Source organism: Halolamina litorea, from assembly GCF_026616205.1.
Classification (GTDB): domain Archaea; phylum Halobacteriota; class Halobacteria; order Halobacteriales; family Haloferacaceae; genus Halolamina; species Halolamina litorea.
Genome location: NZ_JANHGR010000002.1, coordinates 183528 through 201597, shown reverse-complemented (window position 1 = coordinate 201597; position 18070 = coordinate 183528). Strand labels below are relative to the sequence as shown.

The window sequence follows — 18070 nt, the reverse complement described above, 5'->3', positions numbered from 1 at the left end:
TCCTGCGGCCGCGCTACCGAGCCCGCTGTGCCAGCAGGCCGAGCACCGGGAGCACGACCAGCGCGCCGACGACGAACGGCGACCAGTAGGTGGCGACGTAGAGCACGCCCATGAGCGGCGGGCCGACGGTCCGGCCGAGACTGCCCGCCCCCTGGGTGACGCCGAACGCGCTCCCCTGTCGCTCGTCGCTGGCGCCGGTCGAGACCAGCGTCGACAGCGAGACGCCAAGCAGCCCGTTCCCCAGCGAGAGCACCGCGCCGGCGACCAGCAGCCACGCCAACTCCGGCGCCACCAGATCGACCCACGGCAGCAGCAACCGGCCCAACTCCGGGGAGAACGGCAGCATCGCGAGTGCGGACGCGAGCAGGGCGGCGCCGACGACGGCGAGGCGGGCGGGCCTGACGACACGGCTCAGCCGCCCGACGAGCACGCCCTGATTCACCGCGCCGAGGACCCCGAGGTAGCTCAGGAACAGCGCGACCTGCGTGGCGTCGTAGCCGTAGACGTCGGCCGCGAAGGGGATGAACATCACCTGCACGCCCGAGAACGCGAGCGAGAAGAGGAAGAACGCGATGACGAGCCCCCGGAGCGACGAGTCCGCGAGCGCGTCCCGGAAGGTGTCGATCAGGGTCCGGCGCTCGCCGGCCCCCCGGAGCCGGTCGGGTTCCTTGAGGAACCGCAGCGCGAGCACCAGTGCCACCAGCGAGAGCCCCGCCGCGAGGAAACTCGGCAGCGAGTACTGCGTCGTCGGGACGAGATCGGGAAGCACGGCGTCGGCGGCGCGGACGACGGCGTCGCTGGCAGCCAACCCCCCGAGCGCCGGGCCGAAAATGAAGCCGAGGCTGAAAGACGCCCCCAGCAGACCCAGCGCGCCCGCCCGGCGCTCCGCCGGCGTCACGTCGGCGATGTACGCGTTCGCGGCGGCGATGTTGCCGCCCATCGCGCCGGCGAGCATCCGCGAGGAGAACAGCGCCGCCAGCCCCGCCGCGGTGCCGGCGATGGCGCCCACCTCGCCGGCGACGCCGAAGACGGTCCACGCGACCGTGCTCCCGACGAGCGAGAGCAGGATGACGGGGCGCCGACCGCGCTCGTCGGAGAGGCGGCCGAGCGTCGGCGCCGCGAGGAACTGCATCAGGGAGTACGAGGCCGCCAACAAGCCGATGACGGCGTCGCTGACGGCGAAACTGCGGACGTAGTAGGGGAGGATCGGGATGACGACGCCGAAGCCGAGCAGATCGACGAAGACGATGCCGATGACGACGGCGATCGCCCGCCGCCGCCCGCGGATCTCGGCGGTCGCACCCTCCGGAACGGCCATACAGGAATGGACACCCCAGTCACCCTAAGCTTGTGGGCGCACTCGGAGGGGCGGTTCAGTCGATCGGAGAGAGAGTGGTGCGGTCGGGTGGGGAGTCGGGTCGTCGTCGCCCCACGGCCCCAGAACCGGACTCAGGCGTGACGCTCGATGACATGTTTGGCGGCTTGGGCCTTCTCCTTCCAGCCGTATCCGGCCTCGTAGACGTGGCGCTTACTGTCGACCAGTTCGGCGGGGCTCGTCTCCTCGAAGCCGCCGCGGGCCCACGTTCCGGACTCCTCGAGCCACTCGATCACCTTCTCGCGGGTCTCGGGCCACGTCAGCCCGACCATCTCGTACCACGCGACCATGGCGAAGACGGCGTTGTCGTGGCAGCCGGGGTAGGAGCCCCGGCGGTAGATCGTCCGCATCGGGTCCGTCGTCGGCTCGGAGACCTGTTCGCGGTACTCGTCGGCTGTCAGGAGTTCGAGTCGGCCGTTGGTGTCGGGCTGGACCCGGCCGGCCCGGCGGAGGTGTGAGAGGGCGGCCTGATGCAGCGCGTCCCACACGGGGGCAAGGTCACGGAGGTCGTCCTCGTTGCGGGCGCCGGCAGTAAGCGGCGCGAGCACGTCGACGTAGGCACGCTCGACGGTCTGCCACTCGGTTCCCTCGAACCGGCAGCCGGCGTCGTGGAGGCTGCTGGCGGCGTGACAGTCGGGACAGGGGTAGTCGAACCGCGGCACGGGCGGTCGTTACCGGGCGCCCGCCTTAGAACTCGCGGTCGGCGCTCAGAGCTCCGGCTCGATGTAGACCAGACTGACCCGGCTGTCGGCCTCCTCGAGCTTTCGCTCGATCTCGGAGATGGAGTCGTCGATGTCGCCGGTCGCGAGCGAGGGGTCGAAGCTGACCTGTGCGGTCAGCATCGCCTTCTGCGGGCCGAAGAAGACGGTTCGGAACTGGTCGGCGTGGACGACGCTGGGGTGGCTGGTGACGATGTTCTGGAGCTCCCGTTCGACGTCCTCCGGGAGGCTCTCGCCGAGCAGGAGGCGCTTGTTCTCCCACGCCAGCGCGAGCGCGAAGCCCATGAGTAGGAGCCCGATGACCCCCGCCGAGATGGCGTCGTAGATGCCGTCGCCGGTGTAGCGCGTGAGCACGACGCCGATCAGCGCGATCCCCGCGCCGCCGAGCGCGATGGCGTCCTCGGTGAACGCGGTGAGGGTGGTCACGTCGCTGGTCTTGCCGAACGCCTCGCGGATGCCCGACCAGCCGAACTGGTCGATCTGGCTCTGAAGCTCCGCGTTCGCCTTCGCGAGCGCCCACGTCTCGAAGACGATCGCCGCCGAGAGCACCGCGACGTTGAGCCAGAACGTCTCGAGTTCGGCGCCGACGACGGGGACGGTGAACGTGCTGATCTCCGTTTGGCCGGCGGTCCGGATCGCGTGGATCCCGTGGCGAAGACTCTCCCAGCCGGCGATCCCGAACAGCAACACCGAGACGAGGAAGGCGTAGAAGAACTGGGCCTTCCCGTAGCCGAAGGGGTGCTCGCGGCTCGCGCTCTTGTCGGAGTAGCGGATGCCGATGAGGAGGAACACCTGGTTGCCGGTGTCGGAGATGGAGTGATACGTCTCGGAGAGCATGGAGGGACTCCCCGTGAGCAGAAAGCCGATGAACTTGAGGATCGCGATGGCGCCGTTGGCGACCAACGCCGCCAACACGACCCCAGTGCTGCCAGCCATGGACAGACCGTCACGAGGGAGTGACTTATCGGTTTGCCACGCCGTCGCTCGCGGCGACGCCGGCCCGCGTCGCTTTTCCCGGCCGCGCGCCGACGGGCGACCATGCTCGTCGTCCTCTCCGACACCCACGCCCTCGACGGGAGTTCGCTCGTCGGTGCTGCTGCCGACGCTGTCGAAAACGCCGATCTCGTGCTCCACGCCGGCGACTTCACGACCGAGGCGGTGCTCGACTCGTTCTACGACGGGACCGACGACTTCCGCGCGGTCCACGGGAACGCCGACAGTCCGGCCGTAACCGAACGCTTGCCGGAGGCGACCGTACTGGAGTACGAGGGCGTCCGGATCGCGGCCACCCACCGTCGGCGCGGCGGGGACACGGGACTGGGCATGTTCGGCCGGGAGCGCGGGGCGGACCTCGTGGTTTCGGGCCACACCCACCGGCCCCGCGTCGAGGCGGCCGGCGAAGTGACGCTGTTGAACCCCGGGAGCCACGCGGACCCGCGGGGGGCGAGGCAGTCGTTCGCAGTACTGGAACCGCAGGAAGGCGGGCTGTCCGGGGAGCTACGCACCGTCGGCGGCGAGACGTTCGCGCAGTTCACCGTCGAGAAGTGAGGTGTGCCCGGAACGGGCACGAGGGAGGGCCGAAGTCGGGGACGACAGCGGGTTAGTGGAGGGCCGAAACGGGGGATCGCAATCACGGCTTGGCTCCCGTTTGACAAAGTAGTTAGCTAAAGACAAAGAGCCGTTTTAGCGTTCCGACGGTCAGAACTTCTCCAACAGATCACGGTAGAAGCCGCCGTCGGACTCCCCGGCGAGCTTCTCGACGATGAGTTCGGGCGTCGACCGCGCGAGGTGGTTCTTCTTGGGCGAGCGGTCGACCCGGAGTTCGCCGTCGACCAGCCCCACCGCCTCGATGCCGTCGACGGCCACCTCGAAGCTCGCGGCCTCACGGATGCCGTCGGCGAGGTGGGAGACGAACACCGCGCTCGCGCCCTGTTCGTCCAGTTCTTCGAGAATCCCGGCGATGATCTTCGCGGAGGCGCCGGGTTCGGTGATGGACTCCAGTTCGTCGACCAGCACGAGGCGCCCCGACGCGCCCGCCACGAGGTCACCGAACTCCCGGAGCGTGCTCTCGAAGGCGCCGGCGTCGAGAGTGCCCTGTGACTTGGCGTAGTAGTGCAGTTCCGAGACACGGCTCACGCGGGCGCGCTCGGCCGGGACTGGCAGGCCCATGTGGGCGAGGACGACGATCAACCCCACCAGGTCGAGCGTCGAGGTCTTCCCGCCGGAGTTGACCCCCGAGAGGAGGGTGACGCCCTCGACGCCGTAGTCGACGGGGTCGACCTCGTCGAAGTCCACGTCCAGCAGCGGCGAGCGCCCGCCCTCGATCTCGAACCCCTCGCCCGCGAAGGTCGGCATCGTGCAGTCGAAGTCGTCGGCGAAGCGCGCGACCGCCAACTCCACGTCGAGTTCGAGCGCCTCCTCGACCATCGATTCGGCTGGCTCGCGGAGGTCCCGGAGTTCCGCGGCCAGTTCGGTCTCCAGTCGGTTCGCCCGGCGGTCCCGGTCGGCGGCGAGTTCGGTGCTGAGCCGAGAGACGGCCTCCTCGTTGTGTTCGAGCGGGAACGAGGGCTCGCCGCCGAAGACCCGCTCGACGAACTCCGCCTCCCCCGAGTCGAGGTCGAGGCTGTCGACGACGTGCTCGCGGGCCAGCCGGACCGCCTCGTCGTAGTCGTCAGCGAGTTCCCGCGACAGGAGGGAGTCGACGCGGGCGCCCTGTTCGACCAACGAGAGGAAGTCCGTGCCCTCGATGGTCACGTCCTGTTCGCCGATAGCGTCCCGGAGGTGGTCGTTGCCGACCGATTCGGCCGTGCTGACGGCGGCGTCGAGGTCGTCGACGGCCACCGAGAGCCGTTCGAGTTCCTCGTCGCCGACGATGCCGCCGTCCTCGTCGACGCGGTCGAGCGCCGCGCGGAGCGAATCGAGGTCGCCGCTCGGTTTCGTGCCAGCCGTCTCGTGGACCGCTGCGGCGGCGAGGAGGCGCTCGCGGTTGTCGGCGAAGAAGGTGAGCGTGCGCTCGGGGACGAACTCCGCGGGCCGTTCGAGCGCGTCGGGGACCACGCGCACGTCGCCGTCCACGTCGATGCCCGCGAACTCCGCGTCGAGGACGTACACCGTCGAGTACGAGCGCCCGAGTTCGCCGAGTTCCCGGCGTTCGTCGATGACCTCGACGGGGAGTTCGGGCAGGGCGGCCTTGGCCTCGGCGTAGCGCTCGGCGTCGTTGGTGGCGAGACAGCGCTCTCGGACACGGATCCCCTCCGCCGGTTCGAGCGGTTCGACGCCGGCGAGCGCGTCGAGCAGGTCGGGGTCGGGGTCGCGTTCGGTCGCAGCGGCCGCGAAGCCCCGGACCTCCTCGATCCGGGAGGCGGCGCTGCTCGGGAAGAACGTCTGGAGGCGCTTGGCGCCGTAGTCGGTGACGGCACGGGCCTGCAGCAGCGAGAGCGCTTGGTCGTATATCTCGTCGGCGCGGTCGGTGGCGAGGAACCCCCCGTCGTCGTCGTGCTCCCGACGGACGGCGGCGCGGGCGATAGCCGCCGCGCGGCCCTCGGTGATCGACGGCGCGCGGGCGATGGCCGCCACGTCGCCGCTTCGCAACGCCGCCTCGGCGTCGTCGAGTTCGGCCAGCGAGGCGGCCGTCTTCTCCCCGACGCCCGGGATGGCCGTGAACTCCATTCGGTCGGGGTTCCGCGCCATCGGCCAAAAGCGTGTGGTTCGTTCCACTCGACCGTCGGGAGCCCCCGCCGTCGACATTAAGTAGCCGCCCTCCGTCGATTCAGTCGATATGGGGGATCGACTCGTGCAGGCTGGCACGGCGCTGACGGGGTTCGCCGGCGTCGCGCTCGTCGTCTACGGGGGGTATCGCGTCCGGTCCGGGGCCGGAACGATGGAGGAACTGCTGGCGCTCGCCTTCCTCGCGGTGGCGATCGTCGCCGGCTACCGCTCGATGGCGGTCCACACCGGCCCGCGGATCAACGCCGTCGGCAACACCGCGCTGTTCCTCGCGGCCGCGGCGGCCTACGGGAGCGGCGTGAACTTCGACATCGGCCCGGTCGCGACCGCTGGGCAGGCGCTGTTCGCCATCGCCGTCGTGTACTTCCTGATCCGACTCGACTGATCGGCCTCGTTCTCGCGGTCGCCGCCGTTCTCACCGGTTCCGTCGCCGTTCTCGCCTACCGCTCGAGGTCTCGGAGCGTTGCCGCCACGTCGTCCGGCGTCGCCCCGGGCACGTCCTCGACGCGGTGGTCGGGGACGAGGATCGGGACCGGGTTGGCCCGGATCGCGCTCCTGACGGTCTGGGCGTCGTCCTCGTCGTCGGGGTCGAGGTTCGCCATCATGGCCACCTGCCGCGCAGTGCCGGTCTCGCCGTAGGGGATCTGGCAGACCGCCTTGAGCACCGCACGCTGGTCGGTCGGGACCGTTATCGCCACCTCGACCTCCGCGAAGTCGTCGCGCTCGCCGTCGAGGTAGGCGAACAGGCGGGCGAGGATCTCGTGGTCCGACTCCGCATCGTCGGGCACCCGGTCGGGGAACGACACGTCGATCACCTGTCCGCTGGCGACCGCGATCTGGAGGGGGCGGCCGAGGACCGTCGACTCGCGGGAGTAGATACCGGCGTCTTCCATCGCCCGGAGGAAGGTGGCTCGCGGCCTTGAACCCGGCGGCGACGGGCGATCGTGTGGCCCGGGGTCGCAAGCCTTTTGAACAGTTCCGTACATTAGTGTACAACTATGAACAGCAGCAACGAGGTGGCGCCCGCGGTGCAGTCCATCCTCGACGCCGCCCGGGAGCGCCCCGGCGGGTCGTCGCGGGTGGCCGTGGACGACGCTCGGTCGCTCCCGGCGGCCTTCGACGCCGCCAAGGCCGACGGCCGGAACCCGGTCGTCGCCGAGGTCAAGCCCACCAGCCCCACGACGGAGGGGACCAACGAGGGCGACCCGGTCGAACTGGCTCGGGAGATGGTCGCCGGCGGCGCCGCCGCGCTCTCGGTGCTCACCGAACCCGAGCACTTCGGGGGGAGCGTCGAGAACTACGAGCGCGTCCGCGAGGCCGTCGACGTGCCCGTCCTGCGCAAGGACTTCCTCCTGACGGAGTCCCAGTTGGACGCCGTCGAGGCCGACGTGGTGCTGCTGATCGCCCGCTTCCTCGGCGACGACCTGGCGCCGATGATCGACGCCGCCCGGGAGCGCGGGATGGGGGTACTGGTCGAAGTCCACAGCGAGGACGAGGTCGCGGCGGCCGTCGACGCCGGCGCGGAGATCATCGGGATCAACAACCGCGATCTGGCCGCGCTGGAGACCGACCTCGGGACGTTCGAGGCGGTCGCGCCTGCCGTGCCCGAGTCGGCGACGCTGCTCGCGGAATCGGGTATCTCGTCGGCCGCGGAGGTCCGGCGGATGCGCGAGGCGGGCGCCGACGGCCTGCTCATCGGCACCGCTATCATGGACGGCGACCCACGGGAGAACACGAGCGATTTTGTCAACGCATGAGTTCTGATTCAGCCGCGGACGGGAAGTTCGGGGAGTACGGGGGCCAGTACGTGCCCGAGGCGCTGATGCCCGCAATCGAGGAGCTGCGGGACGCCTACGAGCGCTACGTGCTGGAGAACGAGGACGGCTTCGTGGACGAGTTCCGCGAGCGTCTGCGACAGTTCGGCGGCCGGCCGACGCCGCTCCAGCACGCCGAACACCTCTCGGAACGCTACGGGCGGGAGGTCTACCTCAAACGCGAGGACCTCGTCCACGGCGGCGCCCACAAGCTCAACAACGCGCTGGGGCAGGTGCTGCTGGCGAAGTACATGGGCAAGGAGCGCATCGTCGCCGAGACCGGCGCGGGCCAGCACGGCACCGCGACGGCGATGGCGGCGGCCCACCTCGACATGCCCTGTGAGATCTACATGGGAGAGACCGACATCGGCCGCCAGCGGCCCAACGTCTTCCGCATGCGCATCAACGGCGCCGAGCTCAACCCCGTCACGGCGGGGCGAGGCACCCTCAAGGAGGCCATCAGCGAGACGATGCGGGACTGGGCGACCAACGTCGACGACACCCACTACGTCGTCGGCAGCGTCGTCGGCCCCGCGCCGTTCCCGGAGATGGTTCGGGAGTTCCAGTCGGTCATCAGCGAGGAGGCGCGCAAGCAGTCCGAGGAGCAGTTCGGCACGCTCCCGGACTCGGTCGTCGCCTGTGCCGGCGGCGGCTCGAACACGATGGGCGCGTTCGCGCGGTTCGTCGACGACGAGAACGTGAGCCTGCTGGCCGTCGAGGCCGGGGGCTCCTCGCTCGCCGTCGACGAGGAGGAGGGCGTCGCACCCAACTCCGCCTCGCTCTCGACGGGCGGGCAGGGCGTCCTCCACGGCGCCCGCACGAAGGTGCTACAGGACGAGTGGGGCCAGATCGTCGAGTCCCACTCCGTCTCGGCCGGCCTCGACTACGCCGGTGTCGGGCCCGAACTGGCCTATCTCGTCGACGAGGACCGCGTCGGCGCCGTCAACGTCGGCGACGACGCCGCGCTCGAAGCGTTCCACCGGCTCTCCCAGGAGGAGGGGATCATCCCCGCATTGGAGAGTTCCCACGCGCTGGCGTACCTCGAGGAACAACTCGGCCCCGACGCGGACCCCGACGAGGGTGCCCGCGAGGCGCTCGGCGACCGGATCGTCGTCAACCTCTCCGGTCGCGGCGACAAGGACCTCGAAACCGTCATCGAGGAGACCGACAAGCGCGACATCCCGAACGCGCCGGACATGAGCGAGTTCGCGGGGGGGCTATGAGCCGACTCCCCGAGGCGTTCGCGACGGACGACCCGGCGTTCATTCCCTATCTCGCCGTCGGCGACCCCGACATCGCGTCCTCGAAGCAGTACGTCGAAGCCCTCGTCGAGGGCGGCGCCGATTGCATCGAACTCGGCCTGCCCTTCTCGGAGCCGATCGCCGAGGGGCCGACGATCCAGAAGGCGGTCGTCCGCTCGCTGTCGGGCGGTATCACCCCCGAGGCGTACTTCGAGTTCGTCGAGGACCTCGACGTGGACGTGCCGCTGGTCTGCATGACCTACTACAACCTCCTGTTCCGCTACGGCGCCGATTCCGGCACCAAGGCGGGCGAGGGCGACTACGAGGCCCCCGGCCCGCGCCCGTTCGTGAAGCGCGCCGCCGAGGTCGGCATCGACGGCTTCGTCATCCCGGACCTGCCCGCCGAGGAGGCCGACGACCTGCGCGCGGCCTGCGACGAGTTCGACCTCGACCTCGTGTTCATCGTCGCGCCGACGACGACCGAGGCCCGCCTCGACACGATCCGCGAGCAGGTCTCGGGCTACGTGTACGTGCAGGCCCGCATGGGCGTCACGGGCGCTCAGGCTGACGTGTCCGACCAGACCGCGGAGAGCCTCGCCCGGATCGCCGACTGGGACGTGCCGAAGGCAGTCGGGTTCGGCATCTCCAGCGGCGACCACGCCGCGCGGGTCGTCTCGGCGGGCGCCGACGGCATCATCGTCGGCTCCGCGCTGGTCGACATCATCGCCGACGGCGTCGAGAACGACCGCGCCACCGCCGACGTGGCCGGCGACCTGCGGGAGAAGGCTCACGAACTGAAGCAGGGGGCGCTGCGTGGCGCCCGTGAATCACCGGAAGCGGAAGGCCAATAGGGCGAGAAGGAGCGCAACGCTCAAGCCCCCGGTTGCCACAGATTACCACACCCACCAGCCGGCCGAACGCTGCCGGCACGCGACACACCGACTCATGACCCGACACACACCCACCGACGCCGGCAGAGCCGCACGACTCGACCGCCTCTCCACCGACGGGAAGATCCTGATGGTCCCGATGGACCACGGGATCACCCTCGGGGCCGTCCAGGGGCTGGCCGACATCGAATCGACCATCGACGCCGTCACCCGCGGCGGCGCCGACGCCGTCCTGACCCAGAAAGGGATCGCCCCACGCGTCCACCCGAACAAGAACGGCGCGGGCTACGTCGTGCACCTGAACGCCTCGACCAGCATCGGCCCCGACGCCGACGACAAGCGCGTCACCGGGACCGTCAAGGAGGCCGTGCAGGCCGGCGCCGACGCCGTCTCTCTCCACCTCAACGTCGGCAATCAGCACGAACCGAAACAGATCGAGCAACTCGCCGAGGTCACGAAGGACGCACGCGAGTACGGCGTGCCCGTGCTGGCGATGACCTACGCCCGCGGGGAGGGCGTCGACAGCACCGACCCCGAGGCGCTCGGCCACGCGGTCCGACTCGGCGAGGAGCTCGGTGCCGACCTCGTAAAGACGGGCTACTCCGGCGACGCCGAGAGCTTCGAGCACGTCGTCGAGTCGACCGACCTGCCGGTGCTGATCGCCGGCGGCAGCAAGGGGACGAACCGCCAGACCGTCGAGATGGTCCGCGGCGCGATGGACGCCGGCGCGAGCGGCGTCTCGATGGGCCGGAGCATCTTCCAGCACGAGGACCCAGAACAGATCGCGGCGGCGGTGTCAGCCGTGATCCACGACGACGCGAGCGTCGACGACGCACTGATGGCCGGCGGTTTCGAGGGCTGACACGACGCCGCTCGACGGTGATTGTGACACAGTTAAGGGGCCCCCAACGGTACGCGTGGCCATGGAAACGCTGCTTCTCAATAGCGAGGACGTTCACCACAACACCTCGATGTCGGAGCTGATCCCGGCCATCGAGGAGGCCTTTGCCGCCTACGAGCGGGGCGACGCGAAGATGCCCGCGAAGTCCTACATCGACCTGCCCCAGTACAACGGCGACTTCCGATCGATGCCGGCCTACCTCGACGCCGGCGACTGGGACGCCGCCGGGATCAAGTGGGTCAACGTCCACACCGACAACGAGGAGCAGTTCGACCTGCCGACCGTGATGGGGACGATGATCTACTCCGAGCCGGAGAACGCGTTCCCCCTGTCGATCATGGACGGTACCGAACTCACGATGCAGCGCACCGGCGCGGCCGCCGCCGTCGCCACTCACCGACTCGCCCACCCCGACGCCTCCTCGCTCGGGATCGTCGGCGCGGGCGTGCAGGCCTACACCCAACTGGAGGCCATCTCCGAGGTCCGGGATATCGAGGAGGTCGTCGTCTCGGACCTCGACGACGCCCGCGTCGCCGCCTTCATCGATGCCTTCGAGGACCGCTTCGACGTGCGCGAGGGCTCGATCAGCGAGGCCGGCCACTGTGACGTGCTCTCGACGGTCACGCCCGTTCGTGACCCGATCGTCGGCCCCGACGACGTGGGCGAGCACACCCACATCAACGGGATGGGCGCCGACGCCGAGGGGAAACACGAGATCGCCGACGAGATCCTCCAGAACGCGAAGCTGGTCATCGACGACTACGCCCAGTGTACCCACTCCGGCGAGATCAACGTCCCGTGGAGCCAGGGGATCCTCGACGACGACGACATCTACGGCGAGATCGGCGAGATCATCGTCGGCGACAAGGCCGGCCGCACCACCGAGGACGGCGTGACCGTCTTCGACTCGACCGGGCTGGCGATCCAGGACGTCGCCGCCGCCCACGTCGTCTACGAGCACGCCGAGGCCGAGGGGAACGGCACCAGCTTCGACCTGCTCGGACTGGCCTGATCGGCCGGTTCGCCGCGGGACCCCGCCGGTCCCGGTGGACGGGTATTTAGTGGGGGCGAGCGAAGCGAGCGCAAATGGCGCCGATCACCCCCGGAACGCTGCTCGTGTTCGGGCTCATCGTCGCCGCCCTGGTCCTCTTTATCACCGAGTGGCTGCCCAACGACATCACCGCCATCGGCGTACTGGTGTCGTTGGTGGTGTTCGAACCCTGGACCGGCATCGGCGCCACCGAGGCGCTCTCCGGGTTCTCGAGTCCGGCGACGCTCACCATCGTCGCCATGTACATGCTCAGCGAGGGCGTCCAGCGGACGGGAATCGTCAGCCGTGCCGGCGGCTACCTCGAACGGCTGACCGGCGGCGACGAACGGCGTATCCTCGGGGCGACGGTTGGCTCGACCGGCCTCGCCGCAGGGGTCATCAACAACACGCCGGTCGTCGCCGTGCTGATCCCGATGATCACCGGGCTGGCCGACCGGAACGGCATCTCGCCCTCGAAGCTCCTCCTGCCGCTCTCCTACGCCGCCATGCTCGGCGGCACCCTCACGCTCGTTGGGACGGCGACGAACGTCCTCGCCAGCGACCTCGCCGCCGAACTCCTCGGGGCGCCCCTGTCGATGTTCGAGTTCACGAAACTCGGCGTCGTCGTGTTGATGGTCGGCACGGCCTACCTCCTCACGGTCGGCCGGTGGCTCACCCCGGCGCGGGTCGACCCCGCCTCTGACCTGACCGAGGCGTTCGACTTGGAGGACCACCTCGCCCGCCTTCGGGTTCGGGAGGACTCCCCGCTCGTGGGGATGACCGTCCGGGAGGCGACGGCGATGGTCGACGTGGCCACCGAGGGCGACGGGTTCCACTTCCTCCAACTGACCCGCAACGGCGAGGCGTACCTCGCCCCGCGGAGCGACCAGCGCATCGAGGCCGACGACGTGCTGACGGTCCAGGCCAGCCGACAGACCGTCAACCGCGTCGGCGAGGGGTTCGACCTCCGACAACTGAGCCGTGAGGAGGTCACCGAAGCCGACCTGAGCGAGACTGCCCACCCCGGCGCGCTGGCGGAGGTGGTGCTCCCCGCGGAGTCCCGGCTGGTCGGCCGGACCGTCGCCGAGACGGAACTCCCCGAGCGCTTCGAGACGACGGTGCTGGCGGTGCGGCGTAGCGACGGCGTGCTCCGGGAGGGGCTGAGCGAGGTGACCCTGGGGGCCGGCGACACGCTACTGCTCCAGACCACCTCCGCGGCGGTCGCACACCTCGGCGAGCGCGGCGACGTGGTGCTCACGCAGTTCCCCGACGAACTGCGGCCCCCCGAGGAGGAACCGGAGCCACTCGACCCGAAGACGCCGCTCGCGCTCGGCATCCTGATCGCCGTCATCGGCGTCGCGGCGCTCGACCTGCTCCCCGTCGTCATCGCGGCGCTGGCCGGGGTGGTGGTGATGGTGGCGACCGACTGTCTGCGGCCGAGCGAGGCCTACGGCGCCGTGAGTTGGAACGTCATCTTCCTGCTCGCGGGGGTGATCCCGCTGGGGCTGGCGATGCAGCGCACCGGCGGCGACCAACTGCTCGCGGGGCTGTTGGTCGCGAGCGCGAGCGCCCTCCCGCTGCTGGTCGTGCTCGGACTGGTGTACCTCCTGACGGGGGTGCTCGCCAACCTCATCACGCCGCCGGCGAGCGTGGTGTTGATGATCCCCGTCGCCGTCGACGCCGCCGCCCGCGTCGGCGCCAACGAACTGACGTTCCTGCTCGGTGTGATGTTCGCGGGCTCCAGCGCGTTCACGACGCCGATCGGCTACCAGACGAACCTCATGGTGTACGGCCCCGGCGGCTACACGTTCGGCGACTACGTCCGGGTGGGTGCGCCGCTGCAGTTGCTGCTGGCGGTGGTGACGACGCTCGGGCTGGCGTTCTTCTGGGGCGTGCGCTGAGGCTGGCGGGTAGTGGGAAGCGTCGAAAGAACGGAAAAAGCGGCGCCGCGGCGGTTTACTCGAGGTGGATCGCCGGCCGGAACGGGATGGCGTTGCCCGCGCGGTCCGCGGGGTCGACCACGTCCTCGTCGTCCTCCGCGTACACTTCGACCTCGGCGCCGAACTCGCGGCCGAGGAACGGCGCGGCGTTCTCGTAGGCGGCACGCTCGTCCATCGCGAGCAGGTCCGCGAGTTCCTCCTCGTCGTAGTCGCGGGCGAACTCGACGGCGTCCTGTGCGATCTGGTTGACCTCGTTCCCGCGCTCGCGCAGGTCGGGGTCGCTCATGACCTCGCTCATCACCGCACCCACGTCGGCGCCGACCTCGCGGACGGCGTCGAACACCTGCCGCTTCCAGTCGGCGGCGGCGTAGATGCGGACGACCTCGGGGTCGGTGTCGGTCACGTCGGCGACCTCGTTGATGTCGTCGACGAGCGTCTGGACACGAGCCTCCTGCAGTTCCAGGTCGGGGGCCTGCAGGCCCTCGTCGACCTCGGGCCACGGCGCGTCCTCGGCGGCCGTACCCGTCAGCTCCTCGTGGAGTTCGTTCGCCAGGAACGGCGTGAACGGCGCCAGCAGGCGCAGTCGGGTTTCGAGGACGTGCCGGAGCGTCCAGCGGGCGCCCGGCCGGTCGAGGTCGGCGCGGCGACGGTACCACTTCAGGTGCTCGTCGAAGCCGTAGAACGCCGCCTGCGTGGCGGTCCGGGTCTCCGAGCCCTCCATCGCCTCGGTCGCCGTCTCGATGGTTGACTGGAGCTTCGAGAGCAGCCAGCGGTCCACGTCGTTCGTGGCCTCCTCGTCGCCGGCGGGCCCCTCGATCAGCTCCTGGCTGCGGTTGTAGAACCGCCGCAGTTGGTTGTGCGTGCTCTCGACGGCGTCCTCGCGCCAGTCGTAGTCCTGCCACGGCTCGGAGGCGTTCAGCAGGAAGAACCGCACCGTGTCGGCGCCGAACTCGGAGATGGCTTCACCGGGCAGCACGACGTGGCCCTTCGAGGAGGACATCTTCTGGCCCTCCAGCAGGCCCATCCCCATGACGACGATGCCCTGTGGCCACTTCGGCTCGGGGAAGAACTCGGCGTGGTGGTAGAGGTAGAACGTCAAGTGGTTCGTGATCAGGTCGTTGCCCGAGAACCGGTAGTCGACGGGGTACCAGTAGTCCCACTCCTCACCCAGTTCCAGCGCGCGCTCGTCGGCGTCGTCGACGGCCTCGGCGCCGTAGAACATCGCGTCGAAGAACTCCTTGTCCAGGTCCTCGACGGGCACGTCCTGAATGTGCGGGGCGACCGTGTAGTAGGACATGTACAGCGTCGAGTCCGACAGCGGCTCGATGACGAAGTCCGTGTCCCACGGCAGGCGCGTGCCCAGTCCGTAGTTCCGGATGCAGGGCCACTCGTTCAGCCAGCCGACGGTGTGTTCGTACTCGCCGCGGGTGTTCTCGGGGATGGCGTCGAGGTTGGCGATGGCCTTCCGGGTCTTGGCCATCCAGTCCTCGTCGTTGTAGCGCAGGAACCAGGTGTCCTGATAGGCCACCTCCACGTCGCCGCCACAGCGACAGACGACCTCCTCGGAGAACTCCTGCATCGTGTCGAAGGCGTCGCCGGCGTGGGCCTCGCGGAAGCGCTCGCGCACGTCCTCGACGACTTCGCCGGCGAACTCGCCGTACTCGTCGTTCATCACGCCGGAGTGGAACTCGGCGTTGTAGAGGTCGTTCGTCGCCTCCTCCAGTTCGGGGTCGTCGCTCGACGTGATCCCGCGGGAGTCGACGGCGTCGCGGGCCGGCACCTCGCCGTAGCCCTCGACGGAGAGGATCGGGATCGGCTCGATGGCCCGGACGGCGTCGGGGTCGATCCCGTACTCCGTCAGGTCGTCGGCGCGCTCTTTGAGTTCCCCCAGCGCGACGTAGTCGTCCGGCGAGTGCGCCGGGACGGACATCACGACGCCCGTGGCGTTGTCGGCGTCGACGAAGCCGGCGGGCAGGACCAGCACGTCCTCGCCCGTGATGGGGTTCTCGACGCTCGTGCCGACGATATCGCTGCCGGCGAACTCGGCCTCGATCTCGACCTCGCGGTCCTGCAGGTCGAACTTCTCGGCGGCGTCGGCCGAGATGACCCACGTCTCGCCGTCGACGCTCGCGCGGACGTACGTCGCCTCGGGATTGACGTAGGCGTTTGTCACGCCCCGAACCGTCTCGGGGCGGAGGGTGGCCATCGGGAACACGGCCTCGCCGTCGTCGGGGCTGTCACCGCGGAAGCGGACCAGCGTGTACTCCTGGAACTCGGCGTCCTCACCCTCCAGCAGGTCGTGGGTGGTGACTGGCTGTTCCTCCTCGGTGCAGTAGTTAACCGGGTGGAGCCCCTTCTCGACCAGCCCCCGCTCCTTGAGCGTCTGGTACTGCCAGCTGATGAACTGCGAGTAGCGCTCGTCGTTCGTGGTGAACTCCCGGCGCCAGTCGACGGAGAGCCCCAGCGACTGCATCCCCTTCTTGTAGTGTTCCTCGATGAAGTACTCCGCAAACCCCATCGGCGTCTCGAGGTCGCTCAGGTCCTCGTCGGGGACGTTGTAGGTGTCCTGCAGCACCGAGAGCTGTTCCTCCTCGCCCTTCTTCAGGCGCTCGACGGCGCCGATGATCGGCGTGCCAGTGACGTGCCACGCCATCGGGAACAGGACGTTGTCGCCCTGCTGGCGTCGGTAGCGCGCGTAGGCGTCCGGCACCGTGTACGTGCGGGCGTGGCCGATGTGCATCCCACCGCTGGGGTAGGGGTAGGGGACGGTGACGAAGGTGGCGTCCTCACCCTCTTCCTCCGGCACGGGATCGGCCTCGTAGCGGCCGCTCTCCCGCCAGCGCTGCCGCCAGCGCTCCTCGATCTCCTGCGGGTCGTAGTCCATACCCGTGAGTGCCGGTCCCGCCGTAAAAATACCCATCAGTTCTGACTGGCGCGGCCGGCAACGACGGCGATCAGCGGCCGTTCGGACTCCGTGGCCCGCATTGGCACGGGGACCACCCGACCGAAGCCCTTTTGCACCGAACCGTCCGCTACTCTCACAAGTATGGCCAGCGCAAGCGGCTCCCCCGAGGTGTCAGAAACCGTCCGTGACGGTGCCCCCCTACTGGCGTTCGGGCTTGGGCTCGTCTGTCTGCTGGCGATGGTGCCCGTCACGCTGGGTGCGCTCGCGGGCTACCTCCCCATCGGCGCCGCCGTCCCGGCGCTGGCTGTCGGGGCTGCCGTCGCCGTCTTCTCGCTGGTCGCGGCCTGAACCGAACGCCGCGAGCAGCACGAACGCCGTCACCGAGAGCGTCACGAGACCGTGGAGCGGCAGCGACGTGGTTCCGTCGAGGAGCCACCGAACCGCCGTGGTCGCGGCGAACGGCCCGAGGAGGAGGCCGACCAGCGCCGCGGTCCGTCGGCGGTTCGCCGCCCGGGAGCGCGACCAGAACCCCCGTCGGAGGGCGGCGTCGCCCGCGACGGCGCCGACGATGGGGCCGACGAGCACCGTGATCAACAGCAGCGACATCGAGCCGTTGCCGAGGAACTCACCCACCCAGAGCCACCGGACGATGGCGGCGACGCCGCTCAGCGCGCGCCAGACCGCGACCGCTCCGAACGCGGCCGCGACCACACGCCGAGTGAGTGGAACTGACACGGCCCGGCCTTCGGCGATGGGCGACAAAACGATACCGACCGCGGGGTTCTTCGGCGCGAGGAACGAGGGACCGGTATGGATATCGTCGGGAAACCGCTCCAGACCCGTCTGCTTCGCGCGTTCGCGGTGTTGGTGGTGTTGCTCGTCTACGGCGCCGCGACGGACGGCGTCGACCCGTTCGTGACGCTCTCGGTGCCGGTGCTCTTCTTCGCCTTCTCGATCGCCAGCGACTACGCCGTCGCGCGGTTCACCGACAACTGATCAGCGAGGAGGGGTGAGGAAGGGCGGGGCCAAGGGGCTGTCAGAGGCGGACCGCGTCAGTCGATGTCGATCCGGTGGCCGTCGTCGGCCATCTTCTTGGGCAGCGTGACCGTCAGCACACCGTTGGTGTAGCTGGCGTGCGCCGCCTCGGCGTCGACGGTCGTGGGGAGGGCGATGGTGCGCCGGATGGCGCTGGACCGGCGCTCCCGCCGGAGGTAGCTCTCGCCCTCGTCGTCGGCCATCTCGTCGTGGCTGGCGCCGATGACCAGGCGGTCGTCGTCGACGGAGAGGTCGATCTCCTCACGGTCGAACCCGGGGAGGTCGGCGACGACCACGAGGTCGTCGTCGTGCTCCGAGAGATCCACCCGCATCGACCCGTCCCCGTGCCAGCCCCCGGACTGCTCGAAGCCGGCGACGCGCTGCATTCGGTCGAAGAGGCGGTCGATGTCGTCGAAGGTGTCAGTACGCATTAGTTCTTCACCAGAAGACAGAGACGCTCGCTGAGGGCATAAAGACGTACTGAGCCGTGCTAT

17 protein-coding genes are annotated in these 18070 nt (G+C 69.5%); 9 read left to right on the top strand and 8 right to left on the bottom strand.

Features of this window, described 5'->3' with window-relative positions:
• Window positions 1-13: 13 nt before the first annotated feature.
• From NO998_RS11880 to NO998_RS11870, 3 genes are all read right to left on the bottom strand, one after another.
• Complete coding sequence (locus NO998_RS11880; protein WP_267647421.1) at window positions 14-1318, bottom strand: MFS transporter; 1305 nt, start codon at window positions 1316-1318, stop codon at window positions 14-16.
• 131 nt (window positions 1319-1449) lie between these two features.
• Window positions 1450-2037: a DUF7474 family protein gene (locus NO998_RS11875; protein WP_267647419.1), complete on the bottom strand. Its 588-nt coding sequence runs from the start codon at window positions 2035-2037 to the stop codon at window positions 1450-1452.
• A 45-nt stretch (window positions 2038-2082) separates the two neighbouring features.
• The gene (locus NO998_RS11870) at window positions 2083-3030 is read right to left on the bottom strand and encodes a cation diffusion facilitator family transporter (RefSeq protein WP_267647418.1); all 948 of its coding nucleotides are present in this window, start codon (window positions 3028-3030) and stop codon (window positions 2083-2085) included.
• A gap of 102 nt (window positions 3031-3132) precedes the next feature.
• On the opposite strand from NO998_RS11870, the gene NO998_RS11865 reads away from it, so the two are divergent.
• On the top strand, window positions 3133-3642 hold the full coding sequence (locus NO998_RS11865) for a metallophosphoesterase (RefSeq protein WP_267647417.1): 510 nt from the start codon (window positions 3133-3135) through the stop codon (window positions 3640-3642).
• 150 nt (window positions 3643-3792) lie between these two features.
• On the opposite strand, the gene NO998_RS11860 is transcribed toward NO998_RS11865, so the two are convergent.
• Complete coding sequence (locus tag NO998_RS11860; RefSeq protein ID WP_267647415.1) at window positions 3793-5763, bottom strand: MutS-related protein; 1971 nt, start codon at window positions 5761-5763, stop codon at window positions 3793-3795.
• A gap of 109 nt (window positions 5764-5872) precedes the next feature.
• Here NO998_RS11860 and NO998_RS11855 point away from each other — a divergent pair, with 109 nt between their 5' ends.
• Entirely contained in the window at window positions 5873-6205 is a 333-nt protein-coding gene (locus tag NO998_RS11855; RefSeq protein ID WP_267647414.1) for a hypothetical protein, read from the top strand.
• A gap of 55 nt (window positions 6206-6260) precedes the next feature.
• Here the strand turns inward: NO998_RS11855 and NO998_RS11850 are convergent, their stop codons facing one another.
• Window positions 6261-6713: a methylated-DNA--[protein]-cysteine S-methyltransferase gene (locus NO998_RS11850; RefSeq protein WP_267647413.1), complete on the bottom strand. Its 453-nt coding sequence runs from the start codon at window positions 6711-6713 to the stop codon at window positions 6261-6263.
• Window positions 6714-6818: 105 nt separating this feature from the next.
• Between NO998_RS11850 and trpC the strand changes: the two genes are divergently transcribed.
• The 6 genes from trpC (at window position 6819) to NO998_RS11820 (ending at window position 13597) form a co-directional block, all read left to right on the top strand.
• Window positions 6819-7577, top strand: coding sequence for an indole-3-glycerol phosphate synthase (gene trpC, locus NO998_RS11845; RefSeq protein ID WP_267647412.1), 759 nt, complete (start codon window positions 6819-6821; stop codon window positions 7575-7577).
• Window positions 7574-8857: a tryptophan synthase subunit beta gene (trpB, locus tag NO998_RS11840; protein ID WP_267647411.1), complete on the top strand. Its 1284-nt coding sequence runs from the start codon at window positions 7574-7576 to the stop codon at window positions 8855-8857. The genes trpC and trpB overlap by 4 nt, the downstream gene beginning before the upstream one ends.
• Window positions 8854-9726 (top strand): tryptophan synthase subunit alpha, encoded by an 873-nt coding sequence (gene trpA / locus NO998_RS11835; protein WP_267647410.1) that lies wholly within the window; start codon window positions 8854-8856, stop codon window positions 9724-9726. Before trpB ends, trpA begins: the two co-directional genes overlap by 4 nt.
• A gap of 94 nt (window positions 9727-9820) precedes the next feature.
• Entirely contained in the window at window positions 9821-10627 is an 807-nt protein-coding gene (locus tag NO998_RS11830; RefSeq protein WP_267647409.1) for a 2-amino-3,7-dideoxy-D-threo-hept-6-ulosonate synthase, read from the top strand.
• Window positions 10628-10688: 61 nt separating this feature from the next.
• Window positions 10689-11678 (top strand): ornithine cyclodeaminase family protein, encoded by a 990-nt coding sequence (locus NO998_RS11825; RefSeq protein WP_267647408.1) that lies wholly within the window; start codon window positions 10689-10691, stop codon window positions 11676-11678.
• Between the two features lie 74 nt (window positions 11679-11752).
• A complete protein-coding gene (locus NO998_RS11820) occupies window positions 11753-13597 on the top strand; it encodes an SLC13 family permease (protein WP_267647406.1) in 1845 nt (614 codons plus the stop codon).
• A gap of 55 nt (window positions 13598-13652) precedes the next feature.
• On the opposite strand, the gene leuS is transcribed toward NO998_RS11820, so the two are convergent.
• Together leuS and NO998_RS11810 are read right to left on the bottom strand one after the other, a co-directional pair.
• Entirely contained in the window at window positions 13653-16520 is a 2868-nt protein-coding gene (gene leuS, locus NO998_RS11815; RefSeq protein WP_267647405.1) for a leucine--tRNA ligase, read from the bottom strand.
• Between the two features lie 219 nt (window positions 16521-16739).
• The gene (locus tag NO998_RS11810; protein ID WP_267647404.1) at window positions 16740-17276 is read right to left on the bottom strand and encodes a hypothetical protein; all 537 of its coding nucleotides are present in this window, start codon (window positions 17274-17276) and stop codon (window positions 16740-16742) included.
• Window positions 17277-17351: 75 nt separating this feature from the next.
• On the opposite strand from NO998_RS11810, the gene NO998_RS11805 reads away from it, so the two are divergent.
• Window positions 17352-17537, top strand: coding sequence for a hypothetical protein (locus tag NO998_RS11805; RefSeq protein ID WP_267647403.1), 186 nt, complete (start codon window positions 17352-17354; stop codon window positions 17535-17537).
• 56 nt (window positions 17538-17593) lie between these two features.
• Here NO998_RS11805 and NO998_RS11800 read toward each other — a convergent pair whose 3' ends face one another.
• Window positions 17594-18007, bottom strand: a complete 414-nt coding sequence (locus tag NO998_RS11800) for an Hsp20/alpha crystallin family protein (RefSeq protein WP_267647402.1) — start codon at window positions 18005-18007, stop codon at window positions 17594-17596.
• Between the last annotated feature and the right edge of the window lie 63 nt (window positions 18008-18070).

Coding starts and splice junctions, on each gene's coding strand:
- NO998_RS11880 (WP_267647421.1), bottom strand. CDS start 1,318: ATGGCCGTTCCGGAGGGTGCGACCGCCGAGATCCGCGGGCGGCGGCGG.
- NO998_RS11870 (WP_267647418.1), bottom strand. CDS start 3,030: ATGGCTGGCAGCACTGGGGTCGTGTTGGCGGCGTTGGTCGCCAACGGC.
- NO998_RS11865 (WP_267647417.1), top strand. CDS start 3,133: ATGCTCGTCGTCCTCTCCGACACCCACGCCCTCGACGGGAGTTCGCTC.
- NO998_RS11860 (WP_267647415.1), bottom strand. CDS start 5,763: ATGGAGTTCACGGCCATCCCGGGCGTCGGGGAGAAGACGGCCGCCTCG.
- NO998_RS11855 (WP_267647414.1), top strand. CDS start 5,873: ATGGGGGATCGACTCGTGCAGGCTGGCACGGCGCTGACGGGGTTCGCC.
- NO998_RS11850 (WP_267647413.1), bottom strand. CDS start 6,713: ATGGAAGACGCCGGTATCTACTCCCGCGAGTCGACGGTCCTCGGCCGC.
- trpC (WP_267647412.1), top strand. CDS start 6,819: ATGAACAGCAGCAACGAGGTGGCGCCCGCGGTGCAGTCCATCCTCGAC.
- trpB (WP_267647411.1), top strand. CDS start 7,574: ATGAGTTCTGATTCAGCCGCGGACGGGAAGTTCGGGGAGTACGGGGGC.
- trpA (WP_267647410.1), top strand. CDS start 8,854: ATGAGCCGACTCCCCGAGGCGTTCGCGACGGACGACCCGGCGTTCATT.
- NO998_RS11830 (WP_267647409.1), top strand. CDS start 9,821: ATGACCCGACACACACCCACCGACGCCGGCAGAGCCGCACGACTCGAC.
- NO998_RS11825 (WP_267647408.1), top strand. CDS start 10,689: ATGGAAACGCTGCTTCTCAATAGCGAGGACGTTCACCACAACACCTCG.
- NO998_RS11820 (WP_267647406.1), top strand. CDS start 11,753: ATGGCGCCGATCACCCCCGGAACGCTGCTCGTGTTCGGGCTCATCGTC.
- leuS (WP_267647405.1), bottom strand. CDS start 16,520: ATGGACTACGACCCGCAGGAGATCGAGGAGCGCTGGCGGCAGCGCTGG.
- NO998_RS11805 (WP_267647403.1), top strand. CDS start 17,352: ATGGATATCGTCGGGAAACCGCTCCAGACCCGTCTGCTTCGCGCGTTC.
- NO998_RS11800 (WP_267647402.1), bottom strand. CDS start 18,007: ATGCGTACTGACACCTTCGACGACATCGACCGCCTCTTCGACCGAATG.